The organism is Cellvibrio japonicus Ueda107 (assembly GCF_000019225.1).
Lineage (GTDB): Bacteria > Pseudomonadota > Gammaproteobacteria > Pseudomonadales > Cellvibrionaceae > Cellvibrio > Cellvibrio japonicus.
This window is the reverse complement of record NC_010995.1, coordinates 4,365,901-4,385,774: the sequence shown is the minus strand read 5'-3', so window position 1 is coordinate 4,385,774 and position 19,874 is coordinate 4,365,901. Positions and strand designations below refer to the sequence as shown.

General features: G+C 54.2%; 11 protein-coding genes. 7 read left to right on the top strand and 4 right to left on the bottom strand.

Translation table 11 applies throughout. The features are described 5' to 3' along the window. Window positions 1–35 precede the first annotated feature (35 nt). Together CJA_RS17640 and CJA_RS17635 are read right to left on the bottom strand one after the other, a co-directional pair. A complete protein-coding gene (locus CJA_RS17640) occupies window positions 36–668 on the bottom strand; it encodes a DNA-3-methyladenine glycosylase I (RefSeq protein WP_012489232.1) in 633 nt (210 codons plus the stop codon). After that, window positions 665–1,399 carry a helix-turn-helix transcriptional regulator gene (locus CJA_RS17635; RefSeq protein WP_012489231.1) on the bottom strand — a complete coding sequence of 245 codons (735 nt, stop codon included), beginning with the start codon at window positions 1,397–1,399 and terminating at the stop codon, window positions 665–667. Before CJA_RS17635 ends, CJA_RS17640 begins: the two co-directional genes overlap by 4 nt. 250 nt (window positions 1,400–1,649) lie before the next feature. On the opposite strand from CJA_RS17635, the gene pip reads away from it, so the two are divergent. Together pip and dtd are read left to right on the top strand one after the other, a co-directional pair. Then, complete coding sequence (gene pip, locus CJA_RS17630; protein ID WP_012489230.1) at window positions 1,650–2,624, top strand: prolyl aminopeptidase; 975 nt, start codon at window positions 1,650–1,652, stop codon at window positions 2,622–2,624. Further along, window positions 2,624–3,064: a D-aminoacyl-tRNA deacylase gene (gene dtd / locus CJA_RS17625; RefSeq protein ID WP_012489229.1), complete on the top strand. Its 441-nt coding sequence runs from the start codon at window positions 2,624–2,626 to the stop codon at window positions 3,062–3,064. Before pip ends, dtd begins: the two co-directional genes overlap by 1 nt. A gap of 3 nt (window positions 3,065–3,067) precedes the next feature. Here dtd and CJA_RS18870 read toward each other — a convergent pair whose 3' ends face one another. Beyond that, window positions 3,068–6,850, bottom strand: coding sequence for an ATP-binding protein (locus CJA_RS18870; protein ID WP_012489228.1), 3,783 nt, complete (start codon window positions 6,848–6,850; stop codon window positions 3,068–3,070). Then, window positions 6,828–8,672 (bottom strand): putative bifunctional diguanylate cyclase/phosphodiesterase, encoded by a 1,845-nt coding sequence (locus CJA_RS17615; protein ID WP_041551782.1) that lies wholly within the window; start codon window positions 8,670–8,672, stop codon window positions 6,828–6,830. The genes CJA_RS18870 and CJA_RS17615 overlap by 23 nt, the downstream gene beginning before the upstream one ends. 289 nt (window positions 8,673–8,961) lie before the next feature. Here CJA_RS17615 and CJA_RS17610 point away from each other — a divergent pair, with 289 nt between their 5' ends. Genes CJA_RS17610 through dsr1 form a run of 5 tightly spaced genes read left to right on the top strand, consistent with a single transcriptional unit; the run spans window position 8,962 to window position 19,874 of the window. Further along, the gene (locus tag CJA_RS17610) at window positions 8,962–12,033 is read left to right on the top strand and encodes a BPTD_3080 family restriction endonuclease (protein ID WP_202944166.1); all 3,072 of its coding nucleotides are present in this window, start codon (window positions 8,962–8,964) and stop codon (window positions 12,031–12,033) included. 6 nt (window positions 12,034–12,039) lie between these two features. Next, window positions 12,040–12,300 carry a hypothetical protein gene (locus CJA_RS19425; protein ID WP_148208928.1) on the top strand — a complete coding sequence of 87 codons (261 nt, stop codon included), beginning with the start codon at window positions 12,040–12,042 and terminating at the stop codon, window positions 12,298–12,300. Further along, window positions 12,297–13,142, top strand: a complete 846-nt coding sequence (locus CJA_RS17605; RefSeq protein ID WP_012489225.1) for an NYN domain-containing protein — start codon at window positions 12,297–12,299, stop codon at window positions 13,140–13,142. Before CJA_RS19425 ends, CJA_RS17605 begins: the two co-directional genes overlap by 4 nt. Before the next feature lie 19 nt (window positions 13,143–13,161). Then, window positions 13,162–16,110 carry a site-specific DNA-methyltransferase gene (locus tag CJA_RS17600; protein WP_041551780.1) on the top strand — a complete coding sequence of 983 codons (2,949 nt, stop codon included), beginning with the start codon at window positions 13,162–13,164 and terminating at the stop codon, window positions 16,108–16,110. Further along, a complete protein-coding gene (dsr1, locus tag CJA_RS17595) occupies window positions 16,110–19,874 on the top strand; it encodes an anti-phage defense-associated sirtuin Dsr1 (protein ID WP_012489223.1) in 3,765 nt (1,254 codons plus the stop codon). The genes CJA_RS17600 and dsr1 overlap by 1 nt, the downstream gene beginning before the upstream one ends.

Here is a 19,874-nt window from a genome sequence, read left to right as displayed (position 1 = left end):
AGCAAGGGCGTCCGGTGCGGGCAATTCAAGGAGTGTTAACGCGCTGTGCGGGTTTTGCGTTTGTCCCCGCTGGCGAGGTCGGCACAGGCCCGGTAGCGGAAGCAGGTAATAAAATGGTCATTAACCATCCCGGCTGCTTGCATCAGGGCGTAGCAAATCGTACTGCCGACAAACTTGAAGCCTTTCTTTTTCAGGGCCTTGCTCATGGCGTCGGATTCCGGCGTAGTGGCTACAGCGTCCTGTATCCCGCGCAGTTTATTTTGAATTGGTTTGCCATCGACAAAGCTCCACAAAAACTCATTGAGGCTCTCGCCATTTTTCTTCATGGCCAGATAGACCTTGGCGTTATGGATCGCGCTCTCGATTTTCAGGCGATTGCGAATAATGCCTTGGTTTTGCATCAGTTTTTCGACTTTTGCCGGGGTATAGCGCGCAATCTTTTCCGGATCAAAGTTATCGAAGGCAATGCGATAGGCTTCGCGCTTGCGCAGTACGGTAATCCAGGACAATCCGGCCTGGACACCTTCGAGTAGCAGGAATTCAAACAGTTTTTGCTCGTCGTGGAGCGGAACGCCCCACTCTTTATCGTGGTAGGCAACATAGAGCGGGTCATCACCGCACCAGCTGCAGCGGGTTGGCGTGTCATGTGGTGCCGATAATCTACTCATAGCGGTTCCTGTGGGTTGGATGGGGCCTTGTCACAATCCTGCTCATGCCTTGCTTTCATGATGTGCAGGAAGTGTTTCAGGCTTTTCTGTTCGTGGGTAGCGAAGGTTTCACCGGTCATGTCCAGGGACTGGATACGGTCGAGGCGGAAGGTGCGGTAGTCCTCGCGCAATTGGCACCAGGCTACCAGGGTCCACACCTTGCCCCAGAAGATCAGCCCCAGGGGCTCAATCACCCGGCTGGAGCGCTCCTCGTCGGCGCGAATGTAGTCAATGCGCAGGCGCTGGTGGATGCGGATTGCCGCGCGGATGGTTTGGCTGTGGGCGGTGTAATAGCGCTGCACCTCCTCCATGTTGGGCACCAGCAGTGGCAGGGTTTCATCGCTGTGGCGCAGGTGGTCGGGCAGTACCGCCAGGATTTTCTGGATTGCCTGGTTGGCATGGCGCGCCATATCCATATCGCCCCAGCCGCTCACCATGCGCGCCCCCAGCAGCAGGGCTTCTACTTCCTCGCGGTCGAACATCAGCGGTGGCAATTGGTAGCGGTGGGACAGGCGATAGCCCACGCCGGCCTCGCCCTCAATGGGTACACCGGACAGGCTGAGCGACTGTATGTCGCGATAGATAGTGCGCTCCGACACCTGCAGGTGTTCGCTCAGCTGCCTGGCTGTGAGCACGGTGCGGCGGTTGCGCAGCAGGGTGGTGAGCTGGAAAAGGCGTTCGGCGCGATGCATAGGTGGAATCCCTGGGGTGAGGTGCACAAGGTATAGGCCGCTGCTGACAGTTTATGTCAGGAGGCTTGCTCAAGCCTATGGTTAGCCACCGTTTGGCAGTCGGGGTTTGTGCGGAATTGCCTGCGCAACTTGGCAGTTTGCGCTTGCAATCGGTGCCGGCTCGGCGAAAATACGGCGTCACTCCGGCCCCCTGTGCTACCTTTAGTGGACGTCCTCCCACGAGGCCCTTTCTTTGTAACAAGGCGCGTTTATGCAGACTTTTTACCCCGAGATAAAACCCTACCAACGTCACCAGATTGCTGTTGAAGCGCCCCACGAACTCTACGTTGATGAATCCGGAAATCCCCAGGGTATTCCGGTGTTGTTTGTGCACGGCGGGCCAGGTGCCGGCTGTGGCAAATACGACCGCCGTTTCTTTGATCCCGAGGTATACCGCATCGTCCTGTTTGACCAGCGCGGTGCCGGTCGCTCGCGCCCCCATGCATCGCTGGAGAGCAACACCACCCAAAAGCTGGTGGAGGATATGGAAACCATCCGCGAACACCTGGGTATCGACAAGTGGGTATTGTTCGGCGGCTCCTGGGGATCGACGCTGAGCCTGGTGTATGCCGAGACCTATCCCGAGCGCGTGTTGGGTTTGATCCTGCGCGGTATCTTCCTGTGCCGCCGCGAAGATATTCACTGGTTTTACCAGGACGGCGCCAGCCGGCTCTTCCCCGATTACTGGGACAGTTTTGTGCAGCAGATTCCCGAGGAAGAGCGCGGCAATCTGCTCAATGCCTATCACCGCCAACTGATCGGGGAAAACCAGATCCAGCAAATGGCTGCCGCCAAGGCCTGGTCCTGCTGGGAGGGCCGCACCGCGACCCTGAAACCCTGCCAGGACCTGGTGGATTCTTTCACCGAGCCCCATCGCGCCCTGTCACTGGCGCGTATCGAAGCCCATTACTTCGTGAATGACAGCTTCCTGGAAGCCAACCAGATTATTAACAATGCCCATCGCCTCGCCGGTATTCCCGGTGTGATTGTGCATGGCCGTTACGATGTGATCTGTCCGCTCGATAACGCCTATGCCCTGCACAAGTCATGGCCGGATTCGGAATTGCAGATTATCCGTGAGGCGGGCCATGCCTCGCGCGAACCGGGGATTGTGGATGCGCTTATCCGCGCAACCGATGACATGGCCAGGCGCCTGCGCAAAGACAACGGCGACCAGACTGCCTGATGTTAGGTTTGATCCAGCGCGTCAGGCGCGCCTCGGTGGAGGTTGATCAGCAAGTGGTGGGTGAAATTGATCAGGGCATGCTGTTGTTGCTCGGTATCCAGAAAACCGACACTGAGGCAAGTGCTGATAAGCTGATCGACAAATTGCTCGCCTACCGCCTCTTTGCCGATGCCGACAACAGGATGAATTGCAACCTGCAGCAGGTGGATGGCGGCATCCTGGTGGTGTCGCAATTCACCCTGGCGGCGGATACCAAAAAAGGCCTGCGCCCCAGTTTTTCCTCGGCTGCGCCACCGGCGCAGGCGCAGCAGCTCTATGATTATTTCGTTACGCAGCTGCGCAGCCGCCATGCCAAGGTTGCTACCGGAATCTTTGCCGCCGACATGCAGGTTAGCCTGGTAAACGATGGGCCTGTGACCTTTATGCTGGAAATGGACTGACTGCTAGCGGCTGCCATCCAACCAACTGTTCACCAGCGCCTCCACCCTTTCCAGGTCGTATTGCTTGATGGCAGCCAGTAACTGCTGGTGTCGCTGCTGGCCTAACAGGTCGGCGGATAGTTGGTTGGCCAGCTTCTTACACAGGCTCATATCGCCACTGGCTGCCGTTTGCCGGATTTGTTGCAGGGATTGGCCTGCCAGGTTGAAGTTGATGGGATCGTCCTGGTACACCAGGGGCTGGGATGGGGCTGGCTCCGGTGCCTCGAAGCGGGCGCCACTGTGTTGTTGGAGCGCGCTAAAAATCTCTTCAAAGCCGTAAGGCTTGCCAATGAAATCGTGAAATCCCTGGGCCAGGTAATAGGTGCGCTCGTGTTCCAGGCTGGAAGCCGAGACGGCTACCAGGGGGGTGACGAAGTCCGCCTGCCGGCGCAGCTGGCGCAGCATCTCCAGGCCGTTGACATCGGGCATGCGGATATCGGTAAAGATGATGTCGAACCTTTCCTGTGCACACCAGTCGATGCCCTCGCGGCCGTTGTAGGCACAGCGGGTGGTGCAGCCCAATTGCTCCAGCAAACTCACCAGCACATCGGCACTGGCCTGGTCGTCTTCCACCACCAACACATGGCAATGGCTCCCGGGGGCAAGGCGCACAATGGTATTTGGCTTGTCGCTGTTGTGGCGCGTCAGGGCTTCGCTGGGCAGTGGCAGGCGCAGGTGGGCGCGGGTGCCTTCACCCAGTTGGCTGGTTAGCTCCAGGCTGCCGCCCATGCCCTGGGCCAGGTGGCGCGACAGGGTCAGGCCCAGGCCGGTGCCGCCGCTGTCCTGTCCAGCCTGTCCCTGGCGGAAAGCGGAGAACAGCTGTTCCAGTTCCTGGGGCGCTATGCCGGGGCCGGTGTCGCTGATCACAAAATCAACCCAGTCACCGTGGCGGGTCAGCATCAGGTTGACACTGCCCTGGTGGGTAAACTTAACCGCGTTGCCCAGCAGGTTGAGCAGTATCTGCCCCAGTTTTTGCCGGTCGCCGCGCACAATGTTGGGCGCTGGAAAGTCGATCTCCAGGCCCAGGGACAAGCCCTTGGCGTTGGCCCGCTCGGCGATGATGGCGTGAATTTCCTGCATCTCCTGGTGCAGATCGAAATAGTCCTGGCGCAGGTTGAGTGCACCGGATTCGATTTTGGACAGGTCGAGGACGTCGTTGATCAAACCCAGCAGCCGCTGGCTGGCATTGAGGATGAGTTGCAGGCGCTCGCGCTGGTTGCCTGCCAGCTGCGGGTCGCGCATCAGCAACTGGGTGTAGCCCAGCACCGCATTGAGCGGCGTGCGGATCTCGTGGCTCATATTGGCGAGGAAGCGGCTCTTGGCCCGTGCGGCTTCTTCCGCGGCCTCCTTGGCCTGGGAGAGTTCGGCCTCGGTTTCCTTTTGGGCCGAAATATCGGTCATGACATTGCCGATGTACTGGGGTTTGCCCTGGTCGTCGCGGATGACAAAGAAGGTTTCCTGGGTGGGGAAGTCACTGCCATCGGCGTGGAGCGCGGCCAGTTCGCCCTGCCAGTGACCCTGCTCAACGACCTTGGGAAAAATGTCGTCGCGCACCCGCACCTGCAATTCCGGGGGATAGTACAGCCAGAATTGCTGTTTGAAATCGTCCTCATTGGTGCTGCGGTCACTGAGCATGCGGCGCATACTCGGGTTCATGTAGAGGGTCTCGCCCTTAAGGCTGGCGATGCCGAAACCCTGGGCAGAGAATTCCGCAAAGCGTTTGAATTTTTCCAACTCGCTGATCAATTCGTGCTTGTCGGTAATATCGCGGCCGATCCCGAGGATGCCATACGTCTGGTTGTCGGCATCGCGCACCGCCACCTTCAGGGTGTCGAGCATGTGCAGGCGGCCATCGGCGGCAACCAGCCATTGTTCATGGCGATGGGGGCCGGCGCTGCCCAGGGCGACGCGGTCATTGCGGCGGAAGACCTGGGCAATATCAGCGCTGACCAGTTCATGCTCGCGTTTGCCGACAATCTCCTGCTCGGTTTTGCCCAGTAATTGCGCGAAAGCGCGGTTGCAGTTGAGGTAATGGCCCTCGATGTCCTTGAGCCAGATGGGGTCGGGAATATTGTCGAGCAGGCTGCGCAATTCCTGCTCCCGGCGGCGCAGTACCTCCTGGGATGACTCCAGCTGTTCCTGCGTTTGCTGGCGCTGTTCCACCTCCTTGAGCAACCAGTCATTGGCTTTGCGCAAGGCCTGGGTGCTGATATGGATTTCCTCTTGCAGGCGCGACTGGTTGCGCATGAGCAAATCCTGGTGTTTTTGGCGGGTGATCAAATAGGCACTGAGCAGGCTGATCAAGGCCAGGCCTATGCCCAGGGTGCTGACTTGCAGCCAGCTGGGTACAAACCAGAGCGGGTTCTGGTGATAGGTGATCATTTCCATGGTCTGGTCGGCCAGCGGCAGGCTGCGTTGGTAGCGCAGGTGGGCAACTGGCTGGTTGCTATCGGGACTGGCATCGACCCAGCCACCGGGCTGCCACTGCAAGCGCAGGGGATCAGGACCGCCGGTCACCAGCAGCAGTTGCAACTGGTCTGGCAGTTCCGGGCTGAAGGCCTGGCTGGCCCACTCAGTGAGGTTGAGCTGGGCGCTGAGCAGGCCGCGCAGGCTGCACGGCTGTTCGCTGGGACATGTCATTACCGGTGAGTAGATTTCCAGGGCCGGCCGGCCGCGCTCGCCGTAATAAACGGGGCCGGCGCGCAATTCACGCTGTTGCCAGGCATTGAGGATAACCGTGCGGTTGCCCGGATGACCCAGGGCGAGTTTGGCGCGGGTAATGCGGGTGCTGTGGCGGGTGACCATCTGGCTGTCGCCCAGGTTAAGGGCTGCCAGGCTGGGCTCAAGCTGCTCCCCGGCCTGTGTAGGCACCCAGGCAATATGGTTGAGCCAGGGATTATGTTCGAGCAGACTGCGCGCCAGGCGGAGGAATTCCCTATCGCTGGCACCACCCAGGGTAATGTTGTGTTGAGCCAGGTCCAGGTCGTGCAGGCTGCCGCTCAGGCGGGTGCTCAAGGCCAGCCACAGCAGGTTGGATTCGCCTTCAAAGCGATCCCGGGCGGCACTGCGCTCAAGGTATCCCAGGGTGGCGACCAGCAGTAGCAGCACACCCAGGCCGGAGCTTAATAATAAGAATGCCTGGGCCCGTGCATCCTGGTGGCGCAGTCCCGGCAATAAAGCCCAGGCCAGCAGCGGTGTGAACACCAGCATGCCGATGCAATCCCCCATCCACCAGGTCAGCCAGTTCTCGGGCAGGGTACCCAGGTTCAACAACCCCAACTGGTACAGGCTGACCACACCCACCGAGGCGGAAAAAACACAGCACAACAGCACACAGCCGATGAAAAACAGTACGCGCCGGCTGCGTATCGGGCTATTGCGCAGCAGTAACTGCGAATTGAGTTTGGCGATCAGCACCACCTGCAACAGGTCTGCACTGCTCATGGCCAATGTTGCCAGCAGGCTTTCCGGCCCCAGGGGAACATCCTGTTGGTTAAAGTGCAGTAGCAGCGTGGTGCTGGCCGACCCGATCAATACGCCCGGTGCAGCGCGCAGGCCAAAGGTCATGATGCTGAACAATGCCAGACCGGCGGCGGGCCAGATCAGGGTGACATCGGTGGTCAGCGAACTCCAGCCCAATCCGAATTTGGCCAGGGCCAAATAGGCCAGCACCAACACCAGGTTGAGCAGCAGCAGGCGGAGGGATTGGGGAAGTGGCAGGGAATCAGTCAGTCGCAGTAAGTCCATAACTCGACGCCAGACAGCGTTGCAGGGCTTGATAGTTCAATTCTTCGGGACGGTGGTGGAAATAACCCTGGCCCCAGCTCACACCCAGTTCGCGCAGCAGTTGCGCCACCTCGGGGGTTTCCACAAATTCGGCGATGACCTCTTTGTCGAGTGACTTGGCCATTTCGATAATGGATTTCACCATGGCGTAGTGCGCCTGGTCCGTGTCCATATCGCGTACAAAAATACCGTCGATTTTAATTTTGTCGAAGATCAACTGGTGCAAATAGGCATAGGATGCAAAACCGCTACCGAAATCATCCAGCGCGAAATGGCAGCCCTGGTCGCGCAGGGTCTGCATAAAGTGACGCGCGGTATCCATGTTGACGATGGCCGCTGTTTCGGTAATTTCAAAACAGATTTTGTGTGGTGGAATACCGTGCTGCTGGATTTTGCCGACGACATAGTCCGCAAACAGGGATTCGCGCATCGACAAGGCCGATAAATTAATCGACACCAATTCGATGTGGTCAAACAGGCGCGGGTATTGCGCCAGCAATTGCAGGCTGTGGTTGATCACCCACTTATCCAGTTCGGGAATCAAATGCAGGCGCTCGGCCGGGCCGATAAAATCACCCGGCGGCACTATGCGCTCCTGCTGCGGCGACCAGAGGCGCAGCAAAATTTCCAGGCGGATTTTGGGAATATCTTCGGCGCGCGATGCAGGCAGGTATTCAATCAACTGGAAATAGGTGCGGAATAAATTATTGTGCAGGGCATCGATCAGGCGCGACGCCCAATTGATGCTGTCGCGATGCAGGCTGCTGCGCTGGTTGGCCTGGTCATAGGTGCGAATGCTGCCGCGCGCTTCCTGCTTGGCGACGTAAATCACTTCGTCGGCGGCGAGCATGATCTGGTCATAACTCACCAGTTCGCGCGTGATGGGCACACAGGCGATGGAGGCGGCCAGCTTGAACTGCTTGTCTTCCCACTGGAAGGTAAATTGTTCGAGATGGCGCTGGATCAATTGCGCCAGTGCCACGCCTTTATCGGCTTCCTCGCAGTGGGTGACAACCGCAAATTTGTCGCCGCCCAGGCGTGCAAAAAAATCATTGCGCGCCAGTAAGCCGGTAATACTATCGGCAAATTGGCGCAGCAATTCATCGCCGGCAATGCAGCCGCAACTTTCATTAACGATGCGGAAGCGATCAATATCAATCAGCAAAAACGCCGCATTGATGCTGTGCAACTGGGTGCGTGCCAGCAATTCGGAGACATGGGATTCAAGGGCGTTGCGGTTGTGGAGGCGGGTGACAAAATCGTGGGTGGCGAGGTAATTCAGGCGATCCTGCATATAGCGCCGCTCGTTGATTTCCTCGCGCAACTGGCGGTTGGCAATGGTGAGTTCCGCTGTGCGCTCGCGCACCTTGGCTTCCAGTTCGCGGTTAAAGGATTTGAGCTCCGCCAACATGCCCTGGCGTTCCAACTGGTATTTCACCCGCGCGCGCACTTCATCGGCATTAATGGGCTTGGTGATGTAATCTGCGCCACCGACCTGGAAGCCCTGGCTGATATCTTCGGTGCGGGCAGTGACAAAGACGATGGGGATTTCAGTGGTGGCCAGGTCGGCTTTGAGCCGGGTGCAGACTTCAAAGCCGTTCATGTCCGGCATCATCACATCCAGCAGCACCAGGTCCGGCAGGCGTCGCGTCGCCAATTCCAGTGCACGCTCACCCGAGGTTGCAACCAGTAACTGGCAACCCAGGTCTTCGAGAATAGCGCTGAGGATATCCAGATTTTCAGGCGTATCGTCAACGAGCAATATGCGTGCATTTTCGAACATGTGCCGGCGTCCTTCGCGTAGATATCGAAGGATAATAGCAGAAGGCATCAGAATCGCTATGCGCTTTATTATGATGAATTGTTCGTGCTTGCCGACAAGTCTGCCATGATTGGATATAACCGGGCTTGGACGAATACTGCTTTGTTTATTCGTTAAATGCCTGAGAAATTTGCTGCCAGAAATATAGGTTAACAGGGTGTAATAGACATACGGAAAAGCCATTCTTATACTCCAATCCCCATAAAGAAGGCGTCTTATTATTAGGAAAGCAGGATGACCGATCTATTTTTTGAACAACCCATACTCAACTCGCCCTACGAGTACCCTGCTCGTCACTGGGAACTGGACGATCAGGGGCAGCCGACTCAGCAGGTCATCGATCGCCGTCGCCGGGCAGATTTCATTACCCCCCATTCCCAAACCGCGTAAACGTAAAGGTGGTAAGGCTGAACAGTCAGACCTGCTATTTAACGAAGGCAAAGGACTTACCACTGCCGAGCAACAATACGATCACACTGCCACTATCAATGCCGTGCGCATGGAAGTCGATGCCTGGCGCCAATTGCCCAACCCATCCCAATGGCGAGTCACGCCCGAAACCGCCCGCCTGCTGCAACACTGGCGCCACCATAACTTCCAGGGGATTCGCCCCTTCTTTTGCCAGGTGGAAGCGGTGGAAACCACCATCTGGCTCACCGAGGTAGCCCCGCAAATCGGCAAAAACGGCCAGCGATTCCTCGACCACCTGGCCGATGCCAACGCCAATGCCAACCCGGAACTCATACGCCTTGCCCTCAAACTGGCCACGGGCGCCGGTAAAACCACGGTCATGGCCATGCTGATTGCCTGGCAGACGGTCAATGCTGTGCGCCGCCCCAACAGCAAAAAATTTACCCGTGGTTTTTTGATTGTCGCACCAGGGCTGACCATCAAGGACCGCCTGCGCGTACTGCAACCCAACGACCCGGACAGTTACTACGCCAGCCGCGAGTTAGTGCCGGCGGATATGCTGGAAGACCTGCAAAAAGCCAAAATCGTCATCACCAACTATCACGCCTTCAAACTGCGTGAACGCATGGAAATATCCAAAGGCGGCCGCCTGCTGTTGCAAGGTCGCACTGGTGAAGCACTCAATACCCTGGAAACCGAAGGTCAGATGCTGCAACGGGTCATGCCTGAACTTATGGGTATGAAAAATATCCTCGCCATCAACGACGAAGCCCATCATTGTTACCGCGAAAAACCGGAAGAGGAAACCGAGGAAGGCGACCTGAAAGGTGATGACAAAACCGAGGCGCAAAAAAATAACGAAGCCGCGCGCCTGTGGATTTCTGGCCTCGAAGCCGTCAACCGAAAACTGGGCTTGACACAGGTTATCGACCTTTCCGCAACCCCGTTTTTTCTGCGCGGTTCCGGCTACGCCGAAGGCACACTCTTTCCCTGGACCATGAGCGATTTCTCGTTGATGGACGCTATTGAATGCGGCATTGTCAAACTGCCCCGTGTACCTGTAGCGGACAACATTCCCGGCCAGGACATGCCGGTATTCCGCAACCTCTGGGAACATATCGGCAAAGACATGCCCAAAAAAGGCCGGGGCAAGGCCGCCGACCTGGACCCGCTCAAACTGCCGACACCACTGCAAACAGCGCTACAAGCCCTCTACGGCCATTACGAAAAGACTTTCAACCTATGGCAGCAGGCTGGTATCCGCGTACCACCCTGTTTTATCGTGGTCTGCAACAACACCGCCACCTCCAAGCTGGTGTACGACTATATTTCCGGTTTCCAGCGGCAAAACGATGACGATACCAGCTCCCTGGTGGAAGGCCGCCTGCCTCTGTTCCGCAACCACGACGACTACGGCAATCCACTGCCACGCCCCAACACCCTGCTGATCGACAGTGAACAACTGGAGTCCGGCGAGGCACTGGATACCAACTTCCGCGAATTCGCCGCCGACGAAATCGAGCGTTTCCGCCGGGAAATCATCGAGCGCAGTGGTGATCCTCGTGCAGCAGATAACCTCACCGACCAGGATTTACTGCGCGAAGTCATGAACACCGTGGGCAAACGCGACACCCTGGGCGGCGACATCCGCTGCGTGGTCTCCGTCTCCATGCTCACCGAGGGTTGGGATGCCAACACCGTCACCCATGTACTCGGTGTGCGTGCATTCGGCACCCAGCTTTTATGCGAGCAGGTCATTGGCCGGGCACTGCGCCGCCAGTCCTACGAACTCAACGAACAGGGGCGGTTCAACACAGAATACGCCGACGTACTCGGCATCCCCTTCGATTTCACAGCCAAGCCGGTCATCGCCAAACCCCAACCGCCACGCGAGACGATACAAGTCAAAGCCGTGCGCCCCGAACGCGATCATCTGGCGATCACCTTTCCCCGCGTCGCGGGCTACAGGGTGGAACTGGCCGATGAACGCCTGAGCGCGGAGTTCACCGAGGATTCCACCCTGGTACTCACCCCGCTACTGGTCGGCCCCTCCATAACCCGCAACGCCGGCATTATCGGCGAAGGTGTCGATCTCAACCTGATTCACACCCGCGACCTGCGCCAATCCACCCTGCTGTTCCACCTGGCCCAACACCTGATGCTGCGCCACTGGCGCGACCCCGGTGAAGAACCCAAGCTGCACCTGTTCGGCCAACTCAAACGCATCGCCAAACAATGGCTGGACAAGCATCTCGATTGCAAAGGTGAAACCTATCCGGCCCAGTTGATGTACCTGGAACTGGCCGACCGCGCCTGCGAAAAAATCACCCACGCCATCAACCGCGCGGGCATTCAGCAGGGCAGTGCGGTCGTCAAGGCAGTGCTCGACCCCTACAACCCCACCGGCAGCACAGCCTACGTCAACTTCAGCACCTCCAAAACCGACCGCTGGGAAACCCTTGGGCCGCCTCCTAAAAACCATCTCAACTGGGTCATTCTGGACAGTGACTGGGAAGCCGAATTCTGTCGCGTGGCCGAAAGCCACCCATGGGTACACAGCTACGTCAAAAATCACAACCTGGGGCTGGAAGTGCCCTACCAGATGGGCGGCACCAACCACCAATACCGCCCCGACTATATCGTACGCATCGACGATGGCAGAGGCCCCGATGACCTGCTCAACCTGATCGTGGAAATCAAGGGTTACCGGGGCGAAGACGCCAAGGCCAAAAAAGAAACTATGGAAACCCGCTGGATACCCGGCGTGAACCGCCTGGGCACCCAGGGCCGCTGGGCCTTTGCTGAATTTACCGACATCTGGACAATGCAGGACGATTTTGCTGAAAAGGTGCAGGAGGCTTTTGATAATATGCTGAACACCTACCAGAAAAATGGCCAAAACAAGGAGTGAGTTGCTATGAAAAACTATAAAGCTCAATGGGTTAGAGGAGCTTTCAGGCATTTAGCCTGCCATTTTGTTGATGCCAACAAAATGGTGGTTTGTGCCAGAACGCCCACAATCAAGGTTGAATTACCCTCATTGCCCCACTATACTGCACAGCACATCCGCCCCTTGGCAGTACGCCCGCTCACCCATCCCGAGCGAGTGCCGACCCCCTGGGGCTTTTCTTTTTCTGGCTCCCGAAAAACAGCCACTTCTGCCAGGAGGTGGATATGACAGCCAGAAGCATTGCCATCCTGATTGACGGTGGCTACTTCCTCAAACGCCTTCCCAAATTAGTCAAGCCAGAGTTGTGCGATACCCCGGAAAAAATATCTGCACAGGTTGGTCATTTGTGTCGCAACCACGTCAAACACCTGACAGGCTGTGGTAACAGGGATTGGAGGCAACACGTTTATCGCATCTTCTACTACGATGCGATCCCCTACGATGGCAAAGCCCACCACCCGATACAAAATCGCCCCATAGACTTCGCCAAATCCGATGTGGCCATACAACGCCATGCGTTATTCGATTGCTTGCGCAAGCAGCGCAAAATGGCCTTACGCTTAGGCAAGGTCAATAAGGAACACGATTGGAGCATTCAATCGTCGCTTACCAAGAAATTATTACGCAGTCGCCAAGCGTTAAATGCCATTCCCGCACAGCCGCCCCAGCAAGACCAGCAGGGTAACTACACGCTAACTTTGACTCAGGAGCAGTTCAGAGACATAGCTCAGTCTCGTGATTTATGGCAGACGCTGGATGCCAGCTCCGTGTCCCTTGGGCTGAAACAAAAAGGCGTAGATATGCGCATTGGTGTGGATATCGCTTCGTTAGCACTCAAAAAGCAGGTAGATACTTTGGTGCTGGTAGCAGGCGACAGCGATTTTGTACCTGCTGCCAAATTGGCACGGCGCGAAGGTATCGACTTTATCCTCGACCCGCTGTGGCAACAAATCAATAGCGATCTGTTCGAGCACATTGATGGTTTACATTCCGGGTTACAAAGACCGGGGCAGGCGGTAAGGCGTGATAATTCTACCGAGCCACTACCAATCGACCATCAGGAAAATTAAGACCGAGATAAAAACCGACATGGCCAAAAAACCAACCACCAGCAAAACCATAGCAGCGCTCACCCACACGGACGCCAAACGCAAAAACATTCCCACGGCGGAATACCAATCCGTGGTGGCCAAATCCGACCAGGCGCCCACAAAAGTCAGCTACCCAAGGCAATACACCGAACTGCTCTACCAAGCAGCAGCATTTCATGATTTAGGAAAAGCATCGCCGGAATTTCAGACAAAACTCAACCGCGACCTGGACCCGCAACTCCTCTGGCGCGGCAAGGACGTACAGGACTGGTCAGACCTGGTGGTCAATGCCCCGCCCATCTACCTTCAGGAAAAGGTACACCCCAAAGTCCTGATCGACGACCTCAAGCGCCGCAGCGAACAGAGTGCTCAACCGCAAGCGGGAGACATGGGCGACCTGTTTGCCGACTTCAACGGCATACCGCAAGACGCCGACAAAACCGAGTTCTACCAGCACGACGGCCACTGGCAAAACCGCATGATCCTGGGCGACAGCCTGCAAGTCATGGCTTCCCTGGCCGAGCGCGAGCAACTGCGCGGCAAGGTGCAGTGCATTTACTTCGACCCACCCTACGGCATCAAATTTAATTCCAACTTCCAGTGGAGTACCACCAGCCGCGACGTAAAGGACGGCAACGCCAGCCATATCACCCGCGAGCCGGAACAGGTCAAAGCCTTTCGCGATACCTGGCGCGATGGCATTCACTCCTACCTGACCTATCTGCGCGACCGGCTGACCGTGGCGCGGGATTTATTGACGGAATCCGGTTCTATTTTTGTGCAGATTGGTGATGAGAATGTGCATCGGGTTCGGGCGGTGATGGATGAGGTGTTTGGGGAGGAAAACTTTATTGTTTCGATTGTGGCCCAAAAGACAACAGGTGCAGGTAGTCCTGGTGAACTTAAAGCTTTGCCGGGGGTGGCCGATCATTTGATTTGGTATGCGCGCAAAGCTGAAGTATTGAAATATCGACAGCTATTGAGAGAAAAAATTGCAGGTGCTGCTGGAGGAAGTCTATATACACAAGTTGAAGAGGCTACTGGTCTACGGCGACCAATCAGTAAAGATGAGAGGGCGGGTGTACCAGTTCCATTTGGAGCTAGAATCTTCGGTATTGATAACTTGATGTCTTCATCGGGTGTGGATAAAACACGTTATCCAGTATTTATTGGAGGCAGAGAGTTTCGACCAACTTCTGGTGTTTGGAAGACTGGTGAATCAGGAATGGCAAAGCTCCTTGCCGCCAGTCGTGTACATGCTGGTTCGGGTAAAAATCTTGGATATGTGCGTTACTTGGATGATTTTCCAGCGTATCCCTATAACAACGTATGGACGGATGCCGTCGGCCAAAACCAGTTTGGCGGAGACAAAATCTATGTTGTACAGACAGCCAACAAGTTAATCGAGCGCTGTGTCCTGATGACCACCGACCCCGGCGATCTGGTTCTTGACCCCACCTGCGGTTCCGGTACCACCGCCTATGTTGCTGAGCAATGGGGCCGCCGCTGGATTACCATTGATACCTCTCGTGTTGCCTTGGCACTGGCCCGCGCCCGCATTATGGGCGCACGCTATCCCTTTTATCTGCTGGCTGATTCCAAAGAGGGCCAGCAAAAGGAAGCGGAGATCACCCGTACCGCGCCTTCCAGCAAACCCACCTACGGCAATATCCGCCACGGCTTTGTCTACGAGCGCGTACCGCACATCACCCTGAAATCCATCGCCAACAATGCCGAAATTGATGTGATCTGGGAAAAGTTCGAGCAAAGTCTGCAACCTCTGCGCGAACAGCTTACCCAGCACCTGCCCGATGCTTGGCTGGCCGCCTACCGCAAAGCACAAAAATACACCGCCGAGGTGCCTGCCGAGATTCAGGAGTGGGAAATTCCCCGCGACTTCCCCAATGACTGGCCGCAAGCCGCCAAAACCCTGCACGAGCAGTTCTGGCAACTGCGCATCCAGCGGCAGCAGGACATCGACTCCTCCATCGCCGCCAAGGCCGATTACGAATACCTCTACGACAAACCCTACGAAGACAAAAAGAAAGTCCGCGTGGCCGGCCCCTTTACCGTGGAAAGCCTCTCGCCCCACCGCATGTTGCAGGTGGACGAAAACGACGAACTCATCGACCCCTACAAAAAACTTTCCGAACCCGGCGCAGGCTATGGCCCCGGCTACGACTTCGCCCAGATGATTCTGGAAAACCTCAAAACCGCCGGTGTACAACAGGCCCACAAAGCCGACAAAATCGACTTCACCAGCCTGCAACCCTGGCCCGGCGAATACATCTGTGCCGAAGGCCGCTACCAGGAACAAGACGGCAAAGAACGCCGCGCCGCCATCTTCGTCGGCCCGGAATTCGGCACAGTCTCCCGCGTCGATCTCGTCACCGCCGCCCGCGAAGCCGCCGATGCCGACTTCGACGTACTCATCGCCTGCGCCTTCAACTACGAAGCCCACACCACCGAATTTGAAAAACTCGGTCGCATCCCGGTACTCAAAGCCCGCATGAACGCCGACCTGCACATGGCCGAAGACCTGAAAAACACCGGCAAAGGCAACCTCTTCGTCATCTTCGGCGAACCGGATATCGACATACTCAAAACCGACGGTGAACAATACCAAGTCAAGGTCAAGGGCGTAGACGTATTCCACCCCAACACCGGCGAAGTCCGCTCCGACGGCCCCGACGGCATTGCCTGCTGGTTCATCGACACCGACTACAACGAAGAATCCTTCTTCGTCCGCCACGCCTACTTCCTCGGCGCCAGCGACCCCTACAAATCCCTGAAAACCACCCTAAAAGCCGAAATCAACGAAGACGCCTGGGCCACACTCAATAGCGACACCTCCCGCCCCTTTGAAAAACCCAAATCGGGCAGAATTGCAGTGAAAATTATCAATCACTTGGGGGATGAGGTGATGAAGGTGTTTAGGGTGGGTTGATGCAATTTGTAAAAAATGGCCCCGATATTCCTGAGCGTCTTCTGCAATTACATGAAGATGGACGAGTTGTGTTTTTTTGTGGGGCCGGTATTTCCTATCCTGCCAAGTTGCCAGGTTTTTCTGGGTTGGTGAATCAGCTATTTCAAGCTGTGGGTAAGGTGCCTGATGCGGTAGAGCAAGCTGCGATAAAGGCAGGACAATTCGATACGGCTGTTGGTTTATTGGAAACCAATCATATTGGTGGTCGAGCGTCGGTACGCCAAGAGCTGAGAGGAATTTTAACACCTGATCTTACCCTGCCTAAAGCAACAGCTACTCATGAAGCGCTGCTAACACTTAGTAAAAGTAAAACAGGTTGTACCCGGCTGATTACGACCAATTTTGACCAATTATTTGAGGAAGTCATTAGCAGGAAAGGGTTGAAGGTTGAGCGATTTCGGGCGCCCCTATTACCTGTGCCTAAAAATCGTTGGGATGGTCTTGTATATTTACATGGGTTACTCACTGATGCCCCCACAACTAGTGAGCTGGATCGTTTGGTAATTTCCAGTGGTGATTTTGGATTGGCGTATCTTACAGAGCGTTGGGCTGCTCGTTTTGTTAGCGAGTTATTTCGCAATTACACGGTATGCTTTGTCGGTTACAGCATCAATGATCCTGTATTGCGTTATATGATGGATGCTCTGGCTGCTGACCGATTATTAGGTGAATCCCCGCCAGAAATGTTTGCTTTTGGTAGTTATTCCAAAGGGAAGAAAGAAGCTCTGGCCAATGAATGGCGGGCAAAAAATGTGACGCCTATTCTCTATCGTGAACGAAACCATCATATCTATTTGCATAACACATTACACACCTGGGCAAACACTTACCGTGACGGGGTGAATGGCAAAGAGCGAATTGTTGTTGAATATGGTAGAGCACGCCCTACCGGAAGCACCAAGCAAGATGATTTCGTGAGTCGAATGCTTTGGGCATTATCTGATCCTAGCGGCCTGCCCGCCAAGCGTTTTGCTGAAGTGAACCCTGTCCCACCGCTAGGCTGGTTGGAGTATTTATCCGAAAAACGCTATGGTCATGCCGACCTTGAGCGTTTTGGCGTTCCACCTAAGGCAATTTATGACAATAAACTTTCTTTCAACTTGGTGTCCAGGCCGCCTCCCTACGATCTGAGTCCATTAATGACACTGGTGGATTCGGGTTCCTCCGTCACCCGGTGGGACAATATCATGCCTTATCTTGCCTTCTGGCTGGTTCGTCATCTCAATGACCCCGCATTGTTTCTATGGTTGATAAAACATGGAGGGCAATTGCATGAGCAGTTGGCATGGCAAATACGGCATAGGCTGAAAGAACTAACCGAATTTGAACGGAATGGTAATGCAGATGAGTTGAATCGCATTCGGGCTGATGCCCCCAATGCAATCCCATCTCCAATGATGCGCACTTTATGGAATTTGTTGTTAAGTCGATGTGTGAAGTCACAGAGGGGTGATCTTTATCGGTGGTGGGATATCCTTAAATGTGAAGGGCTCACAACTGTTTTGCGTATGGAATTGCGTGAAATATTGACTCCGCGTATTGCTTTTCGAGAACCTTTCCGTTCGGCAGAAGGAAATGACAATTCTGAACCGCAGCGTATTAAAGATATTGTTGAATGGAAAATTGAGCTGTCCGGGTATCATGTTCATTCTTTCTTATCACGAATATCTAAAGAGCCGCTTTGGATTGATGTGCTACCCAAACTTCTACCTGATTTCAGTATCTTATTGAAAGATGCATTGGATCTGATGCGAGAATTAGGAGAAGAGCGTAGAGGCTATCTGTCATGCATTCATCAGCCATCAATCGGCAATCATCCACAAAATAAACACTTCCATGATTGGACAGCGTTAATTGATATTACTCGTGATGCTTGGCTTGCTATGTCTGAATTCTCTCCTGAAAGGGCTTTTTATGTGGCTGAGGATTGGTGGCGAATGTCTGAGCCGGTATTTCGACGATTGGCCTATTTTGCAGCTGCTCAAGGTTCCATTATTCCGCAGTGTCGGGCGCTTGACTGGTTGTTATCTGATAATCACAAGTGGTTATGGGCAGAAGAAACTAAACGAGAAGTTATGCGTTTATTGGTGTCTTTGCCGTTGCGATTGAACGAAATAGAACTGGATGAACTGGAGCAGGCCATCTTGGCTGGCCCTCCACGTGATATGTTCAGGGACGATATTCAGCATGAAGAATGGCAACAAATTGTAGATAGGGATATATGGTTACGGTTAATAAAAGTAACTTTATCGGGTGTGGTGATTGGTCAAAAAGCTAAATCACGGCTTGATGAAATTTCTGGTCAATACCCCCAATGGATTCTTTTTGATAATGAACGTGAAGAATTTTATTTTTGGATGGAAAGCGGAAGTCCAGGCCGAGAAATTATTGAAACTCCACATTCTCGTCGAGAATTGGTTGAATGGATTAAGAATTATCCATCTGTGGATTACGACAAACATGATGGATGGAAAGAGCTATGCCGAAATAGATTTGCTACATCCGCCTGTGTTTTATTTTCCTTATCCCGAGAAAATATATGGCCGATTGATCGTTGGAGAGAGGCTTTGCAGGCATGGTCTGAAGAAAAACTTGCTAGGCGCTCGTGGCGTTACATGGGCCAAATTTTAGCCCATGCGCCTAATGAAATAAGGCATTCTCTCAATCACGGAATAAGTTGGTGGTTACAGGCTATTGCAAAAAAAATTAGTCATCACGAATCTTCGTTTTTTAGGATGTGCAGAGATGTTTTGTCATTGGATTATGACGATACCAATAATGTTGATCCAATTGGAGAGACCATTAATCATCCAGTAGGCTATGTAACACAAGCATTGTTGGATTGGTGGTATAGGCAGTCGCCGGAAGATGAGCAGGGGTTGCCTGATGAGATAGTGACAATATTTACTGAACTATGTAATACGCAGATAGAGAAGTTTCAATATGGCCGGTTATTATTGTCGGCTAATTCCATTTCGTTATTTCGGGTTGACCAGAACTGGACTGAACAGTATCTATTGCCTTTATTTGATTGGCATAGCTCTGAAATTGAAGCCCGCTTTGCATGGTATGGTTTTCTTTGGTCGGCCCGTTTGTATCGTCCATTGATGGAAAAAATAAAGCCTGATTTTCTTGATACTGTCCACCATTATGATGGCTTTGGCGAATACGGTGAGCAGTATGCTGCATTGTTGACAGTTGCGGGGCTTGATTCACGTGATACTTTTACTATCAGTGAGTTGATGATTGCAACGAGCGCATTGCCGCCACAAGGATTACGCAGTTCGGTTAAAGCATTGGTTCAAGCCTTGGCAAGTGTAGAAGATGAAAGGCGAAAAGATTATTGGAATAATCGTATTCTTCCGTATTTGAAAAAGATATGGCCAAAATCAAGAGAATATATTACACCTGCAATATCTATTGCTTTTGCTGAGTTGTGCTTGGCAGCCAAGGGATTTTTTAGAGAAGCTTTTGACTATCTCAAGCCTTGGTTAATCCACATGCATAACGAGAATTCATTGCCGTATAATTTATTTGAATCTGGTATATGCAATGAGTTTCCAGATTCTGCATTGGCGTTTTTAAATTTAATGGAATTTAGAGGAGGGGCCTGGACATTGGATTATTTTAAGTCCTGCCTAGAGCAAATAAAATCTGCTAATCCAGCCCTGGAGCAAGATAGTAGATTTGTCAGTTTGACCAATTTATTACGTCAATACGGTTAG

Bases quoted from the DNA above. Each gene is read 5' to 3' on its own strand.
- CJA_RS17615 (WP_041551782.1), bottom strand. From the start codon at position 8,672: ATGTTCGAAAATGCACGCATATTGCTCGTTGACGATACGCCTGAAAAT.
- CJA_RS19425 (WP_148208928.1), top strand. From the start codon at position 12,040: ATGAAAAACTATAAAGCTCAATGGGTTAGAGGAGCTTTCAGGCATTTA.
- CJA_RS17605 (WP_012489225.1), top strand. From the start codon at position 12,297: ATGACAGCCAGAAGCATTGCCATCCTGATTGACGGTGGCTACTTCCTC.
- CJA_RS18870 (WP_012489228.1), bottom strand. From the start codon at position 6,850: ATGGACTTACTGCGACTGACTGATTCCCTGCCACTTCCCCAATCCCTC.
- CJA_RS17640 (WP_012489232.1), bottom strand. From the start codon at position 668: ATGAGTAGATTATCGGCACCACATGACACGCCAACCCGCTGCAGCTGG.
- CJA_RS17635 (WP_012489231.1), bottom strand. From the start codon at position 1,399: ATGCATCGCGCCGAACGCCTTTTCCAGCTCACCACCCTGCTGCGCAAC.
- pip (WP_012489230.1), top strand. From the start codon at position 1,650: ATGCAGACTTTTTACCCCGAGATAAAACCCTACCAACGTCACCAGATT.
- dtd (WP_012489229.1), top strand. From the start codon at position 2,624: ATGTTAGGTTTGATCCAGCGCGTCAGGCGCGCCTCGGTGGAGGTTGAT.
- dsr1 (WP_012489223.1), top strand. From the start codon at position 16,110: ATGCAATTTGTAAAAAATGGCCCCGATATTCCTGAGCGTCTTCTGCAA.
- CJA_RS17600 (WP_041551780.1), top strand. From the start codon at position 13,162: ATGGCCAAAAAACCAACCACCAGCAAAACCATAGCAGCGCTCACCCAC.